At 55.1% G+C, this 15,797-nt stretch carries 17 protein-coding genes; 10 read left to right on the top strand and 7 right to left on the bottom strand.

All coding sequences use genetic code 11. From position 1 onward, the window contains the following. Window positions 1-216 precede the first annotated feature (216 nt). The gene (locus tag IPZ49_RS22030) at window positions 217-642 is read left to right on the top strand and encodes a tol-pal system YbgF family protein (RefSeq protein ID WP_047735509.1); all 426 of its coding nucleotides are present in this window, start codon (window positions 217-219) and stop codon (window positions 640-642) included. Between the two features lie 59 nt (window positions 643-701). Here the strand turns inward: IPZ49_RS22030 and ychF are convergent, their stop codons facing one another. Both ychF and pth read right to left on the bottom strand, forming a co-directional pair. After that, entirely contained in the window at window positions 702-1,796 is a 1,095-nt protein-coding gene (gene ychF, locus IPZ49_RS22035) for a redox-regulated ATPase YchF (protein WP_003856650.1), read from the bottom strand. 126 nt (window positions 1,797-1,922) lie between these two features. Then, window positions 1,923-2,507 carry an aminoacyl-tRNA hydrolase gene (gene pth / locus IPZ49_RS22040; RefSeq protein WP_006810922.1) on the bottom strand — a complete coding sequence of 195 codons (585 nt, stop codon included), beginning with the start codon at window positions 2,505-2,507 and terminating at the stop codon, window positions 1,923-1,925. Between the two features lie 274 nt (window positions 2,508-2,781). Between pth and ychH the strand changes: the two genes are divergently transcribed. Both ychH and IPZ49_RS22050 read left to right on the top strand, forming a co-directional pair. After that, window positions 2,782-3,057, top strand: coding sequence for a stress-induced protein YchH (ychH, locus tag IPZ49_RS22045; RefSeq protein ID WP_003856655.1), 276 nt, complete (start codon window positions 2,782-2,784; stop codon window positions 3,055-3,057). A gap of 120 nt (window positions 3,058-3,177) precedes the next feature. Further along, the gene (locus tag IPZ49_RS22050; RefSeq protein ID WP_032669664.1) at window positions 3,178-4,236 is read left to right on the top strand and encodes a MerR family transcriptional regulator; all 1,059 of its coding nucleotides are present in this window, start codon (window positions 3,178-3,180) and stop codon (window positions 4,234-4,236) included. On the opposite strand, the gene dauA is transcribed toward IPZ49_RS22050, so the two are convergent. The 4 genes from dauA to lolB form a co-directional block, all read right to left on the bottom strand. After that, complete coding sequence (dauA, locus tag IPZ49_RS22055; RefSeq protein ID WP_023296766.1) at window positions 4,222-5,901, bottom strand: C4-dicarboxylic acid transporter DauA; 1,680 nt, start codon at window positions 5,899-5,901, stop codon at window positions 4,222-4,224. The two genes, IPZ49_RS22050 and dauA, sit on opposite strands and share 15 nt — an antisense overlap. A 124-nt stretch (window positions 5,902-6,025) precedes the next feature. Continuing rightward, window positions 6,026-6,973 (bottom strand): ribose-phosphate diphosphokinase, encoded by a 948-nt coding sequence (gene prs, locus IPZ49_RS22060; protein WP_003856663.1) that lies wholly within the window; start codon window positions 6,971-6,973, stop codon window positions 6,026-6,028. Window positions 6,974-7,098: 125 nt separating this feature from the next. Next, the gene (gene ispE / locus IPZ49_RS22065) at window positions 7,099-7,968 is read right to left on the bottom strand and encodes a 4-(cytidine 5'-diphospho)-2-C-methyl-D-erythritol kinase (RefSeq protein WP_017693293.1); all 870 of its coding nucleotides are present in this window, start codon (window positions 7,966-7,968) and stop codon (window positions 7,099-7,101) included. After that, window positions 7,965-8,576 (bottom strand): lipoprotein insertase outer membrane protein LolB, encoded by a 612-nt coding sequence (gene lolB, locus IPZ49_RS22070; protein WP_032669666.1) that lies wholly within the window; start codon window positions 8,574-8,576, stop codon window positions 7,965-7,967. The genes ispE and lolB overlap by 4 nt, the downstream gene beginning before the upstream one ends. Before the next feature lie 201 nt (window positions 8,577-8,777). Here lolB and hemA point away from each other — a divergent pair, with 201 nt between their 5' ends. The 6 genes from hemA to kdsA are packed head-to-tail and all read left to right on the top strand — an operon-like array spanning window position 8,778 to window position 14,081. Further along, window positions 8,778-10,034, top strand: coding sequence for a glutamyl-tRNA reductase (gene hemA, locus IPZ49_RS22075; RefSeq protein WP_003856666.1), 1,257 nt, complete (start codon window positions 8,778-8,780; stop codon window positions 10,032-10,034). A 41-nt stretch (window positions 10,035-10,075) separates the two neighbouring features. Continuing rightward, window positions 10,076-11,158, top strand: coding sequence for a peptide chain release factor 1 (prfA, locus tag IPZ49_RS22080; RefSeq protein WP_023296764.1), 1,083 nt, complete (start codon window positions 10,076-10,078; stop codon window positions 11,156-11,158). Next, window positions 11,158-11,988, top strand: a complete 831-nt coding sequence (gene prmC / locus IPZ49_RS22085) for a peptide chain release factor N(5)-glutamine methyltransferase (protein WP_023303859.1) — start codon at window positions 11,158-11,160, stop codon at window positions 11,986-11,988. Before prfA ends, prmC begins: the two co-directional genes overlap by 1 nt. Beyond that, window positions 11,985-12,377 carry an invasion regulator SirB2 gene (gene sirB2 / locus IPZ49_RS22090; RefSeq protein WP_023296762.1) on the top strand — a complete coding sequence of 131 codons (393 nt, stop codon included), beginning with the start codon at window positions 11,985-11,987 and terminating at the stop codon, window positions 12,375-12,377. The genes prmC and sirB2 overlap by 4 nt, the downstream gene beginning before the upstream one ends. A gap of 3 nt (window positions 12,378-12,380) precedes the next feature. Next, window positions 12,381-13,190, top strand: a complete 810-nt coding sequence (sirB1, locus tag IPZ49_RS22095; RefSeq protein ID WP_006810913.1) for an invasion regulator SirB1 — start codon at window positions 12,381-12,383, stop codon at window positions 13,188-13,190. Window positions 13,191-13,226: 36 nt separating this feature from the next. Further along, window positions 13,227-14,081, top strand: coding sequence for a 3-deoxy-8-phosphooctulonate synthase (kdsA, locus tag IPZ49_RS22100; protein WP_032669667.1), 855 nt, complete (start codon window positions 13,227-13,229; stop codon window positions 14,079-14,081). Between the two features lie 106 nt (window positions 14,082-14,187). Here the strand turns inward: kdsA and chaA are convergent, their stop codons facing one another. After that, window positions 14,188-15,288, bottom strand: a complete 1,101-nt coding sequence (gene chaA / locus IPZ49_RS22105) for a sodium-potassium/proton antiporter ChaA (RefSeq protein WP_003856672.1) — start codon at window positions 15,286-15,288, stop codon at window positions 14,188-14,190. 268 nt (window positions 15,289-15,556) lie between these two features. Here chaA and chaB point away from each other — a divergent pair, with 268 nt between their 5' ends. Then, entirely contained in the window at window positions 15,557-15,787 is a 231-nt protein-coding gene (chaB, locus tag IPZ49_RS22110; protein ID WP_003856674.1) for a putative cation transport regulator ChaB, read from the top strand. Window positions 15,788-15,797 lie beyond the last annotated feature (10 nt).

Raw genomic sequence — 15,797 nt, forward strand, 5'->3', positions numbered from 1 at the left:
TTCTATTACTTAACATTAAATTTGTCGAAGGAAGTGGTTGTTATCTGTAGTTTCGCAGTTCAACAAAATGGCTGGTATGATTGGTTTTATTCCTTTGATATGGTTCATAACACGTTGTCTCGATCAGGACCTGCGTACTAAATTCGCTATTAATAATAAAAGTTATATTGGCCCACAGGAAAAATCACAATATTTCCAATGAAGGAGCATTGTTCCATGAAAGACCTTGAAAACCCAAAAATTGAATCTGAAATTAACTCCTTTGTTGAACAAGGAAACGAGTTTCACGATGATAAAAAATACGTCGAGGCTTTAGAGCAATACCAAAAAGCCTGGCAAGCTCTTCCTGAGCCAAAGTTCGAATGGGAACTCGCCAACTGGATCGCTGCCTGCATGTACAGCGCATGTTTTGATCTCGCGGATTACGCTGAGGCAAAGAAATGGGGAGAGACGACATTACGGACACGTGGATCGGATATAGACACTGCACCCTTAATCGATCTCGGCATGGTCTGTTATGAGTTGAATCAATTCGAGGAAGCGTATAAATATTTTAACGATGCTTATAACTACGGCAAAGAGCGTGCGTTTCAGGATAGACCCAAAAAATATCTAGAGTTCTATCTGCGCAAAAGGGGATAAGTTCGTTACTCTATAAAAAAATCCACGCCAAAGCGTGGATTTTTTTCATTCAAAACAAATCAAACGTTAAACAAAAAGTTCATCACGTCGCCATCTTTAACGATGTAATCTTTCCCTTCCGCACGCATCTTGCCTGCTTCTTTCGCGCCTTGCTCACCCTTGTAGGTTATGAAGTCTTCAAACGCGATAGTCTGCGCACGAATGAAGCCTTTCTCGAAGTCGGTGTGGATCTTACCGGCCGCCTGAGGCGCGGTCGCACCGACAGGGATGGTCCACGCACGCACTTCTTTTACACCAGCGGTGAAGTAGGTCTGCAGGTTCAGCAGCTCATAGCCTGCGCGGATTACGCGGTTCAGGCCCGGCTCTTCCAGACCCAGCTCGGCCATGAACTCTTCACGGTCGGCATCGTCCAGCTCGGCGATATCGGATTCAACGGCCGCGCACACTGCCACAACGACAGAACCTTCAGCCGCCGCGATTTCACGTACTTTGTCGAGGTACGGGTTGTTCTCGAAACCGTCTTCGTTAACGTTGGCGATGTACATGGTTGGCTTCAGGGTCAGGAAGCTCAGGTATTTGATCGCCGCTTTGTCTTCGTCAGTCAGGTTTTTCAGCGCGCGTAGCATGCCCGCGTTTTCCAGCTGTGGCAGACATTTTTCCAGCGCAGCCAGTTCCGCTTTCGCGTCCTTGTCGCCGCCTTTGGCTTTCTTCTGCACGCGGTGAATGGCGCGCTCGCAGGTGTCGAGGTCAGAGAGGGCCAGCTCGGTGTTGATGACGTCGATGTCGTCAGCTGGATCCACTTTATTGTTAACGTGGATAATGTTGTCGTTCTCGAAGCAGCGCACAACGTGGCCGATCGCTTCGGTTTCACGGATGTTGGTCAGGAACTGGTTGCCCAGGCCTTCACCTTTGGATGCGCCTTTTACCAGGCCCGCGATGTCCACGAACTCCATGGTAGTTGGCAGAATGCGCTGCGGCTTCACGATTTCCGCGAGCTGGTCCAGACGCGGATCGGGCATAGGAACAACACCGGTGTTCGGCTCGATGGTACAGAACGGGAAGTTCGCCGCTTCAATACCTGCTTTGGTGAGCGCGTTGAACAGGGTGGATTTGCCCACGTTTGGCAGACCGACGATACCGCATTTGAATCCCATTTCTAAATCACCTTAATATCTTGATAATCAATCCGTTAACGATAACCGATTGAAGAAAAGTAAATAACTACGCCTATTATACACGTAACCCGCGCGACGCGCGGTAAAAAAGCCCCAGGACGCCGATTATTGCGCTTTGAAAGCGTGCAGTCGATTGGTGGCTTTTGTCAGGCCATCCTGAAGCCAAATCTCGGTGCAGCGGGCCGCTTCGTCCACCGCTTCGTCAATCAACTTCTGCTCAGAAACCGGTGGTTTACCCAGTACGAAACCAACAACTTTGTTTTTATCGCCCGGATGGCCGATTCCCACGCGCAAACGGTGGAAATTAGGGTTATTACCCAGTTTGCTGATGATGTCTTTCAGACCATTGTGGCCGCCATGACCGCCGCCCAGTTTGAACTTCGCCACGCCTGGCGGCAGGTCCAGTTCGTCGTGGGCCACCAGGATCTCATCCGGATTGATGCGATAAAACGTTGCCATGGCCGCCACGGCTTTGCCGCTCAGGTTCATAAAGGTGGTTGGCACCAGCAACCGCACGTCGGCACCCGCAAGATTGATGCGTGAGGTATACCCGTAAAACTTGGGTTCTTCACGCAGGGGAGCGCGCAAACGCTCCGCCAGCAGATCAACATACCATGCGCCGGCGTTATGGCGGGTAGCGGCATACTCTGCGCCCGGATTGGCGAGGCCGACAATCAGTTTAATCGTCACGATTTACTTCCTAATGGGTTCCAGATCTGGCGCGTAGTTTACTGTCTGGCGCGCCGCTTGACAAAGTTCTGCCTGCTGTACACCGAAATGCGAATAATTTCCTCTTTGAACAATTAGAATTTCAAGCTGTTCAATGTCTTATTTGTAAATTTTTGTCCGTGAGTTATCAGTAAATGTGATCATTCACGCAACTCATATAAGAGGCGTTGTCTATACTTTACACACAAGGAGAAGGGGCTTTTCCCCTGACAACCCAAAGTTCCGGAGGTGACATATGAAACGCAAAAACGCTTCAATGCTCGGTAACGTGCTAATGGGGTTGGGACTGTTCGTGATGGTCGCCGGTGTCGGTTATTCAATCTTAAACCAATTACCGCAGCTTGACCTCCCACAATACTTTGCGCATGGCGCGGTGCTGAGTATCTTCCTTGGTGCGGTATTGTGGCTCGCCGGGGCGCGCGTGAGCGGACATGAGGAAGTCTGCGATAAATACTGGTGGGTGCGCCATTACGATAAACGATGCCGCCGCGACCAGCGCAAGCATAGCTAGTGCCCCATAAAGAACACCGAAACGACTTCATCTGAAGTCGTTTTTTTTTGCATGACGCATTGACCCTCACGTAACGTAAGGCTTCAGAGTAACGACACTGGCAGAACAAAAGGAGCCGTTATGTTGATACAGGTGGGTGAACTGGCGAAACGTGCCGGGATCACCGTGCGGACTTTGCATCACTACGAGCAAACAGAGCTGTTGTTACCTTCTGCCAGAAGCGCGGCAGGCTACCGGCTTTATAACCTGGCGGATGTGCAGCGTCTGCATATGATCCAGGCGCTGGCAAAAGCCGGACTGGAGCTTGCCGAAATCAGGGATTTTCTGGAACAGCGTTCGCTGTCATTAGCCGAATTACTCGACGGGCAAATCACTCTGCTGGACAAGCAACTGCGTAGCATCCATACGCTGCGCAACCGGCTGGTGGAATTGCGTACCGGGCTGACCGACGATGCGACGCCGGATCTGGAATCCTGGCTACAGACTCTGGAGTTAATGAATATGTACGATCGCTGGTTTAGCAAAGAAGAGTTGCAGCAACTGCCGTTTGCGGTAGAGAAAGAGGCGCTGGCGGATATCTGGGCGGGTCTGGTGACGGAAGTTAAACACTTGCTGGAACAGAACGTCAGCGTCACGGACGCGCGGGCGACCGATTTGGCTTCACGGTGGATGGAACGCCTGGAGCAGGATACCGCAGGCAAACCGGAATTTTTGACCCGTCTGAACGAGATGCACAGCGTGGAGCCGCAGATGCAGGAGCAAACCGGCATTACGCCGGAGATAACTGATTACATCACGCGGGCGTTTGCCGAATCAAAGCTCAGCATCTGGGAGAAATATCTCACTGCCGAAGAGATGGCCTTTACCCGGGCGCACTACTTTGACCGGATGATGGAGTGGCCGCCGCTGGTGGCGAAGCTGCATCAGGCGCAGCGGGATAATCTCAGTCCCGCTTCTGACGATGCGCAAAAGCTGGCAGAATACTGGCTGGTTTTATTCCAGTCCTATGCGGGAACAAACCCGCAGACCCAGCAAAAATTTCGTCTCGCCATGCAGCAGGAGCCGCATCTGATGAAGGGCACGTGGATGACGCCTGCCGTGCTTGAATGGCTCCAGCAGGCGATCGGGGTGATGATGCAAAGACGCGTCTCTGCATCAGATGACTCACAGATCCGCTAACGCAGCTTCACGGTTAGGGTAGAAGGACAATCGGCCAGGGATCGGCTGCACGCCCGCGCGCGCCATGGTGCGCAGGGGCTGGAATTCAAGGTTACTTATCCGCAGCTCGCAGCCTTCCGGCAGGCGGGCAACAAAGCGCTGGAAGGCATCCAGACCGCCGGCATCCAGCACCGGGACGGCATCCCATTTCAGCACCACAATCCGTTTGCCCGCGATGCGGGATTCCAGATCGCTGAACAGACCTTCCGCCGCGGCGAAGAACAGCGGGCCAATCACGCGCAGCACCAGCACATCGTCAGGCACCTCAACGTTAACCGGGGAGAGACGCGTCATCTGCGCGATGCGGCGCATAAACAGCAGCGAGGCCAGCACAATGCCGACGCTGATGGCGATAACCATATCGAACAGTACGGTCAACGACATGCAGATCAGCATCACGATAATGTCGTCTTTCGGCGCACGGCGCAGCAGGTTAACCACCTTATGCGCCTCACTCATGTTCCAGGCCACCATCAGCAGCAGCGCAGCCATGGCCGAGAGCGGAAGCCATGAAAGCAGCGGGGCAAGGATCAGCAGCGCCATGATCACCAGCAGGGAGTGAATGACCGCCGAAACCGGTGATGTCGCGCCCGCACGTACGTTCGCGGCGGAACGGGCAATCGCAGCCGTAGCGGTAATACCGCCGAAGAACGGTGCAACGATGTTCCCTAAGCCCTGGCCGACCAGCTCGCTGTTGGCTTTGTGCTTAGTGCCGGTCATGCCGTCGAGCACGACGGCGCAGAGCAGGGATTCAATCGCGCCCAGCATTGCCATGGAGAACGCGGCAGGCAGCAGAGCGCGAAGGGAATCCCAGCTTAGGGTGAAGCTTGAGCCCGGCATGTCCCACGGCAGAACCAGCTGTGGCAGCAGCTGCGGAATGCCGCTGCCCTGTGAGCCGTCCGCCAGAACATAGTGGAACTGGGAGCCAATGGTGGCGACCTGTCCACCGAGCAGGTTGACAACGCCCATCACCGCGCAGCCCAGCAGCAGAGCGGGCAGATGCCCCGGGAGACGAATGCCTAAGCGAGGCCAGACGATAAGTGTGCCGAGGGTAACGATGCCAATGGCTGCATCGCCCAGGTTGGCCGTCGGCAACGCCATAAACAGCGCGCCTACTTTCTGTAAATAGTGCTCCGGAACATGGGCCATTTGCAGGCCGAGGAAATCCTTAATCTGCATGGTCCCGATGGTAATCCCAATCCCCGAGGTGAACCCCAGCGTTACGGAAAGGGGAATATATTCAATCAGGCGACCAAAGCGGGCCAGACCAAACAGAATTAAAAAGATGCCGGACATCAGGGTGGCAACCAGCAGGCCTGCCAGACCAAACTGTTGGGAAACCGGGTAGAGGATCACCACAAAGGCGGCAGTCGGGCCGGAGACGCTGAAGCGGGACCCGCCCGTCAGCGCAATCACAATCCCCGCAACGGCCGAGGTGTACAGCCCGTACTGCGGCGCGACGCCGCTACCAATCGCCAGCGCCATCGCCAGCGGGATGGCAATAATCCCGACGGTGATCCCGGCTATCAGGTCACGAACAAAGCGTGACGATGTGTATTTCTCTTTCCAGCAGGCGTCGATGAGGGCGCGAAAGGGCAGAACATGTGAGGAGGTTACGTTTTTCACAATTATCTATCATCCGTGTGCGCATCATCTGTCATGTGAATGGCAGGTGAAGGAGGCATAAGTCATACAAATAAATACTATAAACAAAAAAACCCGCCGTAGCGGGTTTTTTGGCCGTGTTCGATCAGTGTTCGAACATTGCAGAGATCGATTCTTCGTTGCTGATACGACGAATCGCTTCGGCCAGCATCCCGGACAGAGTCAACGTACGCACGTTTGGCAGCGCTTTGATCTCGTCGCTCAGTGGAATAGTATCGCAGACCACAACTTCGTCAATGACGGAGTTACGGAGGTTGTTTACCGCATTGCCGGAGAAGATCGGGTGAGTGGCGTAAGCGAATACGCGTTTCGCACCACGCTCTTTCAGCGCTTCAGCGGCTTTACACAGCGTACCGCCGGTATCGATCATGTCGTCCACCAACACGCAGTCGCGGCCAGCCACGTCACCGATGATGTGCATCACCTGAGAAACGTTAGCGCGCGGACGGCGTTTGTCGATGATCGCCATGTCGGTATCGTTCAGCAGCTTCGCGATAGCACGAGCACGTACCACGCCGCCGATGTCCGGAGAAACCACAATCGGGTTGTCCAGATTCAGTTGCAGCATGTCTTCCAGCAGGATTGGGCTGCCGAATACGTTATCAACCGGCACGTCGAAGAAGCCCTGGATCTGCTCTGCGTGCAGGTCAACCGTCAGTACGCGGTCAACGCCGACGCTGGACAGGAAGTCAGCGACAACTTTAGCGGTGATTGGCACACGCGCGGAACGGACGCGACGGTCCTGACGTGCATAGCCAAAGTAAGGAATAACAGCAGTGATACGGCCAGCAGAAGCACGACGCAGCGCGTCGACCATAACAACCAATTCCATCAGGTTGTCATTCGTTGGAGCACAGGTGGACTGGATGATGAAAATATCACCACCGCGTACATTTTCGTTAATTTGTACGCTGACTTCGCCGTCGCTAAAGCGACCTACAGCGGCGTCGCCGAGGGAAGTGTACAGGCGGTTGGCAATACGTTGTGCTAGTTCCGGGGTGGCGTTACCAGCAAAAAGCTTCATATCAGGCACGAGAAGAACCTCAGGCATGCGTCCAGTGGTGGATAGCGTTCGCCGCAAACTGCGGGGCCTAAGCAAACGCTATCCAGGCGGTGTATTAAAGAGCGCGATGCAACGTCTGGAACAGGGTGACGTTGTCACCGAAACTCAGTCTGCGCCAGAATGGCCTGCTGTAGGGGGGAGGTGTTCATCCCGCGTGCTACAAAACCATGCAGCCAAACCGGCGCTTGCTCAAGCACCTGACGGGCGGCGGTTTCGGTGTCAAATTCAGCAAAGACACAGGCCCCTGTACCGGTCAGGCGCGACGGCGCGTATTCTAACAGCCAGGAAAGCACCGCATCAACCTCGCGAAAACGTTTTCTTGCGATATCCTCGCAATCGTTGCTGAATTCACAATTTAATAACGTTTTTATTGACCGTGCCGGGGTATTTCTTTTCAGGTCAGGATCTTTAAAGATGACCGGGGTAGGAATGCTCACGCCGGGGTGAACGATCAGATACCATTTTTCCGGCGGATCGACCGGCGTGAGGATTTCACCGACACCTTCAGCGAACGCCGCGTGGCCGCGCACAAACACCGGTACATCGGCGCCCAGCGTCAACCCTAACGCTGCCAGTTCGTCCGTCGTCAGACCGCAGCCCCAGAGGTGGTTAAGCGCCACCAGTACGGTCGCGGCGTTTGATGAGCCGCCGCCAAGACCGCCGCCCATCGGCAGGCGTTTGTCGATACGGATATCCGCACCGCTTCCCGCCGGCAGACGACCCGACGTCGACGCCGTTTTCATCAGCAGGCGAGCAGCGCGCACGATCAGGTTATCGTCATGCGCCACGCCGTCGACCGGCGTCAGCAGGCAAATCTGCCCGTCCTGACGCGGTTCGATGGAGATGGTGTCGCCGTAATCGACAAACTGAAACAGCGTTTGCAGGGTGTGATAGCCGTCAGCGCGCTGCCCGGTAATGTAGAGAAACAGGTTCAGTTTTGCGGGAGAGGGCCAGTGGGTCATCATTTAACGATCCAGTTGTCCATTTTCAGCTTGATACGCTGGCTACCCTGCGTCAGCTCCATATTGGACGGCAGCGACGGTTGCGTCTTGCTGTCATACGCGCTGTACACCACTTTCCAGGTTTTACCGCCCTGGGTGTAGTTCACCTGGCTCAGACGGTATTGATCGTCGAGCATATAGTCGGTTGCGTCACCCGGCAGGCCGAGGATCCACTGGCGCAGACTATTGAGCGGAATCGGCATTCCGGTCAGCTTGCCAATCATCTCTTCGGCGTCGGTTGCCGTGTAGTGCTGGCCTTTGTTATCGGTGATCTGCGCTTCGCCAGGCTTCGCGTTAAGCTCCAGCTCGGTGCTGCCCAGCGGGTTCAGCAGCAGCAGGCGATAGTTGTCCTGACCCGTTTGCTGCCAGAAGAAGCGAGCGTAAACTTTTTGTTCGTCAGAGAGATAAGCAAATGCACCGCGGGTCTGGTACTGGCTTAATTTCAGCACGTCCTGCTGGTGCTGGCGCCACTGCGGTGAGTCAGGGCTTTTGCCCGGGCCTTTCGGCTGATGAACGGAACAGGCGGTCAGAACCAGGGCCGCCAGAGGCAGCAGGCGAATCATTCGGGTCATAATGATGACAAATCCTTGAGATACGTTGCAGTTATAACTGTTAATGCTAGCGTTGAAGGGTGCCACCGTCTACGTTCAAATTATCTCAAAGCGTGGCGTAAGCTATTACTCCGAAAGGGGGCAGTCTCTTTTATTGATCTCGCGCATCCTGTATGATGCGTCCTGCTAACCTTATTAACGCTGGTACTACTCCCGCTCAACATGACCCTATTAGCACTCGGTATTAACCACAAAACGGCCCCGGTTTCACTGCGAGAACGCGTTACGTTTTCGCCGGATACGCTCGACCTGGCGCTGGACAGCCTGCTTGCACAGCCGATGGTGCAGGGTGGCGTGGTGCTGTCGACGTGCAACCGTACCGAGCTGTATTTGAGCGTAGAAGAGCAGGACAACCTGCACGAGGCGCTGATCCGCTGGCTGTGTGACTACCACAACCTCAACGAAGAAGAGCTGCGCAACAGCCTGTACTGGCATCAGGATAACGATGCGGTCAGCCATCTGATGCGCGTGGCCAGCGGTCTGGATTCGCTGGTGCTGGGCGAGCCGCAGATCCTCGGCCAGGTGAAAAAAGCCTTCGCGGATTCCCAGAAAGGGCATCTGAAAGCCAGCGAACTGGAGCGAATGTTCCAGAAGTCATTCTCCGTGGCGAAGCGTGTGCGAACCGAAACCGACATTGGCGCCAGTGCGGTTTCGGTTGCTTTCGCGGCCTGTACCCTTGCCCGTCAAATTTTTGAATCCCTGTCGACCGTCACCGTACTGCTGGTGGGAGCGGGCGAAACCATCGAGCTGGTGGCGCGCCATCTTCGCGAACACAAGGTGAAGAAGATGATCATCGCCAACCGCACCCGCGAACGTGCGCAGGTGCTGGCAGATGAAGTGGGCGCTGAGGTGATTGCGCTGAGCGACATCGATGAACGTCTGAAAGAGGCGGACATTATTATCAGTTCTACCGCCAGCCCGCTGCCGATTATCGGGAAAGGGATGGTCGAGCGTGCGCTGAAATCCCGCCGCAATCAGCCGATGCTGCTGGTGGATATCGCCGTTCCGCGTGATGTCGAACCGGAAGTGGGCAAACTGGCGAACGCCTACCTGTACAGCGTGGATGATCTGCAAAGCATCATTTCGCACAACCTTGCCCAGCGTAAGGCGGCGGCTGTGCAGGCGGAAACCATCGTTGAACAGGAAACCAGCGAATTTATGGCCTGGCTGCGCGCACAAAGCGTCAGCGAGACCATCCGCGAATACCGCGGTCAGGCGGAGCAGGTGCGTGATGACCTGACGGCCAAAGCGTTAGCGGCCCTTGAACAGGGCGGCGACGCGCAGGCGATTATGCAGGATCTGGCCTGGAAACTGACCAACCGCCTGATCCATGCCCCAACCAAATCTCTTCAGCAGGCTGCCCGTGACGGGGACGATGAACGCCTGACAATTCTGCGCAACAGCCTCGGGCTGGAATAGCGCCCTATACCCATTTTCTAAGACAAGGTGCATTTACGCCTATGAAGCCTTCTATCGTCGCTAAACTGGAAGCTCTGCACGAGCGCCATGAAGAAGTCCAGGCGCTGCTCGGCGATGCCGGGATCATTGCCGACCAGGAACGTTTTCGCGCGCTGTCGCGTGAATACGCGCAGTTAAGTGATGTTTCAAAATGCTTTACCGACTGGCGACAGGTCCAGGAAGATATCGAAACCGCGCAGATGATGCTCGACGATCCTGAGATGCGCGAGATGGCGCAGGAAGAGTTACAGGATGCGAAAGCGCGTTCAGAAGAGATGGAGCAGCAGCTTCAGGTGCTTCTGCTGCCGAAAGATCCGGATGATGAGCGTAACGCCTTTGTGGAAGTCCGCGCCGGTACCGGTGGCGACGAAGCGGCGCTGTTCGCCGGGGATCTGTTCCGTATGTACAGCCGGTATGCCGAATCCCGTCGCTGGCGCGTGGAGATCATGAGCGCCAACGAAGGCGAGCATGGCGGCTACAAAGAGGTTATCGCCAAGATCAGCGGCGACGGCGTGTACGGTCGTCTCAAGTTTGAATCCGGCGGTCACCGCGTGCAGCGCGTGCCTGCGACAGAATCTCAGGGACGCATTCATACGTCAGCCTGTACGGTGGCGGTGATGCCGGAGCTGCCGGAAGCGGAACTGCCGGATATCAACCCGGCAGATCTGCGCATCGACACCTTCCGCTCATCAGGGGCAGGTGGTCAGCACGTTAACACCACCGACTCCGCTATCCGTATTACTCACCTGCCCACCGGGATTGTGGTTGAGTGTCAGGATGAACGTTCCCAGCACAAGAACAAAGCTAAAGCGTTATCCGTGCTGGGCGCCCGTATCCACGCGGCGGAAATGGCGAAACGCCAGCAGGCGGAAGCCTCTACCCGCCGTAACCTGCTGGGCAGCGGCGATCGTAGCGACCGTAACCGTACCTATAACTTCCCGCAGGGTCGCGTAACCGACCATCGCATCAACCTGACGCTCTACCGTCTGGATGAGGCGATGGAAGGCAAGCTCGATATGCTGATTGAGCCTATCGTGCAGGAATACCAGGCCGACCAGCTGGCGGCACTGTCCGAGCAGGATTAATGGATTTTCAGCGCTGGTTACGCCATGCCGCCAGTGAGCTTTCTGCAAGTGAAAGCCCGAAGCGCGACGCCGAAATTCTGCTTGAGCATGTGACGGGTAAAGCCCGCACGTATCTGCTGGCTTTCGGCGAAACCGCTCTGACCGCTGAACAGCAATCGCAGCTGGAGGCGCTGCTTGCCCGCCGTAAAACCGGCGAGCCGGTGGCGCATCTGGTTGGCGAACGCGAGTTCTGGTCACTTCCGCTGTACGTTTCAGCGGCCACGCTGATCCCGCGCCCGGACACCGAGTGTCTGGTGGAGCAGGCGCTGGCGCGGTTACCGGCGCAGCCGTGTCAGATCCTCGATCTCGGTACTGGCACCGGCGCGATTGCGCTGGCGCTTGCCAGCGAGCGACCGGACTGCACCGTGACGGCGGTAGACGTGATGCCTGATGCGGTCGCCCTCGCGCGGCGCAACGTTGAACGGCTGGGGCTGAACAATGTTTCCGTTCTGCAAAGCAGCTGGTTTGCCGCGCTTGAAAGCCGCATGTTTGAAATGATTGTCAGCAATCCGCCCTACATCGACGAAGACGATCCGCATCTCGCGCAGGGCGACGTGCGTTTTGAACCGTTGACCGCGCTGGTCGCTGCGAATCAGGGACTTGCGGATCTCGATCACATTGTGACAACGTCACGACAACATTTGCTTCCCGGTGGCTGGCTGCTGGTGGAACATGGCTGGACGCAGGGAGAGGCGGTGCGAGCGCTGTTTACGCGTGCCGGATACGCTGCCGTGGAAACCTGCCGGGATTACGGCGGCAATGAACGTCTGACGCTGGGGCAGTGGTCATGAGCCTGTTTACGCTGCTGATCTCCGTTCACCTGATTTCCGTTGCCCTGACCATCGGCTTTTTCATTGCCCGCTACTGGTGGCGCTACAGCAACAATCCGCTGATTAACGCCCGCTGGGTACGCATCGCCCCGCACTGTATCGACACGGTGCTGTTCCTTTCCGGAGCCGGGTTAATGTGGAAAACCGGCTATCTGCCATTTACTGATAAAGGCGCATGGCTGACTGAAAAGCTGTTTGGCGTTATCATCTACATCGTTTTGGGTTTTATCGCGCTTGGGCGTCATCGTCCGCGCAGCCAGCAGACAGGGTTTATCGCCTTTTTGCTGGGTCTGGTGGTGCTGTACATCATCATTAAACTCGCCACCACAAGAATACCGTTACTGGGGTAAGTCATGAGGTCCTTAGCCGATTTCGAATTTAACAAAGTGCCGCTCTGCGATGGTATGATCCTGATTTCAGAGATGATCCGCGACGATTTTACGTCACAGTACGTTTACGCTGAACTGGAGAATCTGGTCAGCCTGGCGCGCGAAGAGATCAATCAGGCACGTCCGCAGGACTGGCAATTAGAGAAGCTGATTGAGCTTTTCTACGGCGAATGGGGTTTCTGCGACACGCGAGGCGTGTACCGCCTGTCTGACGCACTGTGGCTGGACCAGGTGTTGAAAAATCGTCAGGGCAGCGCCGTCGCGTTGGGCGCCATTTTACTGTGGGTTGCGCACGAGCTGGATATTCCACTGGTGCCGGTCATTTTCCCGACGCAGATGATTTTGCGGGCGGAGTGGCTGGACGGTGAGATGTGGTTAATCAATCCGTTTAACGGCGACACGCTGGATGAGCATACGCTGGACGTCTGGCTGAAAGGCAACATCAGCCCGATAGCTGAGTTGTTCAATGAAGATCTCGATGAAGCCGATAACGCCGAAGTGATCCGCAAGCTCCTGGATACGCTGAAGTCTGCGCTGATGGAAGAGCGTCAGATGGAGCTGGCTCTGCGCGCAAGCGAAGTGCTGTTGCAGTTCAATCCGGAAGATCCGTACGAAATCCGCGACCGCGGCCTGATTTATGCGCAGCTCGACTGCGAGCACGTGGCGCTGAATGATTTGAATTATTTCGTCGAGCAATGTCCGGAAGACCCGATCAGCGAGATGATCCGCGCGCAGATTAACGCGATCGCGCATAAACACATTACACTGCATTAATCTTAATTCCGATTCACACCTGAATAAGGCGATCCTATGAAACAAAAAGTGGTTAGCATTGGTGATATCAACGTGGCAAACGACCTGCCGTTCGTGCTGTTTGGCGGTATGAACGTTCTGGAATCCCGCGATCTCGCTATGCGCATCTGCGAACACTACGTGACCGTGACCCAAAAGCTGGGCATCCCGTACGTGTTTAAAGCCTCTTTTGACAAAGCCAACCGCTCCTCCATTCACTCCTACCGTGGCCCGGGCCTGGAAGAGGGGATGAAGATTTTCCAGGAGCTGAAACAGACGTTTGGCGTGAAAGTGATCACCGACGTGCACGAAGCGTCTCAGGCACAGCCCGTGGCTGATGTGGTAGACGTGATTCAGCTTCCGGCGTTCCTCGCTCGCCAGACTGACCTGGTAGAAGCGATGGCGAAAACCGGTGCCGTGATTAACGTGAAAAAACCGCAGTTCGTGAGCCCTGGCCAGATGGGTAACATCGTCGACAAGTTTATCGAAGGCGGTAACGACCAGGTGATCCTCTGCGACCGTGGTTCAAACTTCGGTTATGACAACCTGGTTGTAGATATGCTGGGCTTCAGCGTGATGAAGAACGTCTCTAACCAGTCTCCGGTGATTTTCGACGTGACCCACTCCCTGCAATGCCGCGACCCGTTTGGCGCCGCGTCTGGCGGGCGTCGTGCGCAGGTGACCGAACTGGCGCGCGCCGGTATGGCAACCGGCCTGGCGGGTCTGTTCATTGAAGCGCACCCGGATCCGGCTAACGCGAAATGCGACGGTCCATCCGCGCTGCCGCTGGATAAGCTGGAGCCGTTCCTGAGACAGATCAAAGCGATTGACGATCTGGTGAAGAGCTTCGACGAGCTGGATACCAGCAACTAATAAAAAAACCCGCTTCGGCGTGTTTTTCTTTGCCCGGCGGCGCTACGCTTGCGCGGGCCTACGGGTTTCGTAGGCCGGGTAAGCGCAGCGCCACCCGGCAAAAAAATTACGCAAATATCGTCATCAGATACGCAATAAACAGCGCCATATGCGCCGCGCCGTTCAGCACATTGGTGCGGCCGGTGGAGAAGGATATCTGGCACAGCAGCAAGGATGCCACCATCACAATCATCTCTGGCGCACCCAGCGCAAACTGCAATTCATTCCCCGTCATAAAGGCAATCAACGTCACCACCGGAACGGTAAGGGAGATGGTCGCCAGAACGGAGCCGAAGAACAGATTCATCGCACGCTGCACCTGATTATTGAGCACCGCTTTCAGCGCTCCCAGGCCTTCTGGCGACAGGATCAACAGGGCCACCAGGAAACCGGTAAAGGCGACCGGCGCGTTCAGTTCAGTTAATAGCGCCTCCAGCGGGTTCGCATTCATCTTGGTGACAGCAATAACGGCAATCAGATGCACGATCAGCCAAACCGTATGCCACGCGCTGCTGTGGGCCGACGGCTTACCGTGATGCGGGTCATCGTCGTCGCCGTCGTCTTCATGCTCGTAAACAAACAGGCTCTGGTGCGTTTTGGTCTGGATCAGCAGGAACACGCCGTACATCGCCGCGGAAATCAGCGCCACCAGCAGCGCCTGGCCGGTGGTGAAATTTGCACCCGGCAGCGCCATCGGAAATACCAGCACGATAATCGCCAGCGGGAACAGGGCGATTAGGTACTGTTTAATGCCAAAGAGGTTCATGTACTGGGTGGCAAATTTGCGACCACCTAATAAAAGTGAAAAACCGACCAGGCCGCCGGTAACAATCATAATGATGGAGTAGAGCGTATCGCGCATTAGCGTTGGCGCGGCGTCGCCGGTGGCCATTAGTGCAGAAATTAAACTGACTTCAAGAATCACAACCGAAAGGCTTAAAATTAATGACCCATACGGCTCTCCAAGACGGTGGGCTAAAACATCCGCATGGCGTACCACGCTAAATGCACTGGTTAAAATACCCACCAGAGCCAGAATATTGATCCCCACAACCACTGGCAATGACTGACTGCTTCCCCAGAAGAGCAGCACAGCCAGTGCCAGAACCGGGAAAATGAGAGAGGTCTCCTTGTGGCGGGTTTTTACCGCCTCGTGTGTTGCTGTCATGTGTTTCTCCAACAATGCAGGTGCTTGTAATTATAGATAGATTTTAAAGGTATTAAATTAACAGAAATCTGTTAAATACCCTGTATTTTTTACTTAATTTTACCCTTTATTAAAATTTTTATGTCTGAGGCTTATAATGCCTTATCTCTGTTAAATATTAGTTTAATAACAAGGAATTGCATTTTTATATTGTTCATTTCTTTCTGTCGGGTGGCACCCTCGCGTATCGTCGTCCACACTTATCTTTTAGCCAAAAGAGAGGTTAACGATGCCATACAAATCGAAAAGCGAATTACCGGATAACGTGCAAAACGTATTGCCTGCCCACGCCCAGGATATCTACAAAGAAGCCTTTAACAGCGCCTGGGATCAGTACAAAGATAAAGAAGATCGCCGGGACGATGCCAGCCGTGAAGAGACGGCGCATAAGGTGGCCTGGGCCGCCGTGAAAAATGACTATGAGAAAGGGGACGATGATAAATGGCACAAAAAGAAATAGCCGCCAAATA

Source organism: Enterobacter cloacae complex sp. S2, from assembly GCF_015159675.1.
Classification (GTDB): domain Bacteria; phylum Pseudomonadota; class Gammaproteobacteria; order Enterobacterales; family Enterobacteriaceae; genus Enterobacter; species Enterobacter intestinihominis.

Coding starts and splice junctions, on each gene's coding strand:
- IPZ49_RS22030 (WP_047735509.1), top strand. CDS start 217: ATGAAAGACCTTGAAAACCCAAAAATTGAATCTGAAATTAACTCCTTT.
- ychF (WP_003856650.1), bottom strand. CDS start 1,796: ATGGGATTCAAATGCGGTATCGTCGGTCTGCCAAACGTGGGCAAATCC.
- ychH (WP_003856655.1), top strand. CDS start 2,782: ATGAAACGCAAAAACGCTTCAATGCTCGGTAACGTGCTAATGGGGTTG.
- IPZ49_RS22050 (WP_032669664.1), top strand. CDS start 3,178: ATGTTGATACAGGTGGGTGAACTGGCGAAACGTGCCGGGATCACCGTG.
- ispE (WP_017693293.1), bottom strand. CDS start 7,968: ATGATGACCCACTGGCCCTCTCCCGCAAAACTGAACCTGTTTCTCTAC.
- lolB (WP_032669666.1), bottom strand. CDS start 8,576: ATGACCCGAATGATTCGCCTGCTGCCTCTGGCGGCCCTGGTTCTGACC.
- hemA (WP_003856666.1), top strand. CDS start 8,778: ATGACCCTATTAGCACTCGGTATTAACCACAAAACGGCCCCGGTTTCA.
- prfA (WP_023296764.1), top strand. CDS start 10,076: ATGAAGCCTTCTATCGTCGCTAAACTGGAAGCTCTGCACGAGCGCCAT.
- prmC (WP_023303859.1), top strand. CDS start 11,158: ATGGATTTTCAGCGCTGGTTACGCCATGCCGCCAGTGAGCTTTCTGCA.
- sirB2 (WP_023296762.1), top strand. CDS start 11,985: ATGAGCCTGTTTACGCTGCTGATCTCCGTTCACCTGATTTCCGTTGCC.
- sirB1 (WP_006810913.1), top strand. CDS start 12,381: ATGAGGTCCTTAGCCGATTTCGAATTTAACAAAGTGCCGCTCTGCGAT.
- kdsA (WP_032669667.1), top strand. CDS start 13,227: ATGAAACAAAAAGTGGTTAGCATTGGTGATATCAACGTGGCAAACGAC.
- chaA (WP_003856672.1), bottom strand. CDS start 15,288: ATGACAGCAACACACGAGGCGGTAAAAACCCGCCACAAGGAGACCTCT.
- chaB (WP_003856674.1), top strand. CDS start 15,557: ATGCCATACAAATCGAAAAGCGAATTACCGGATAACGTGCAAAACGTA.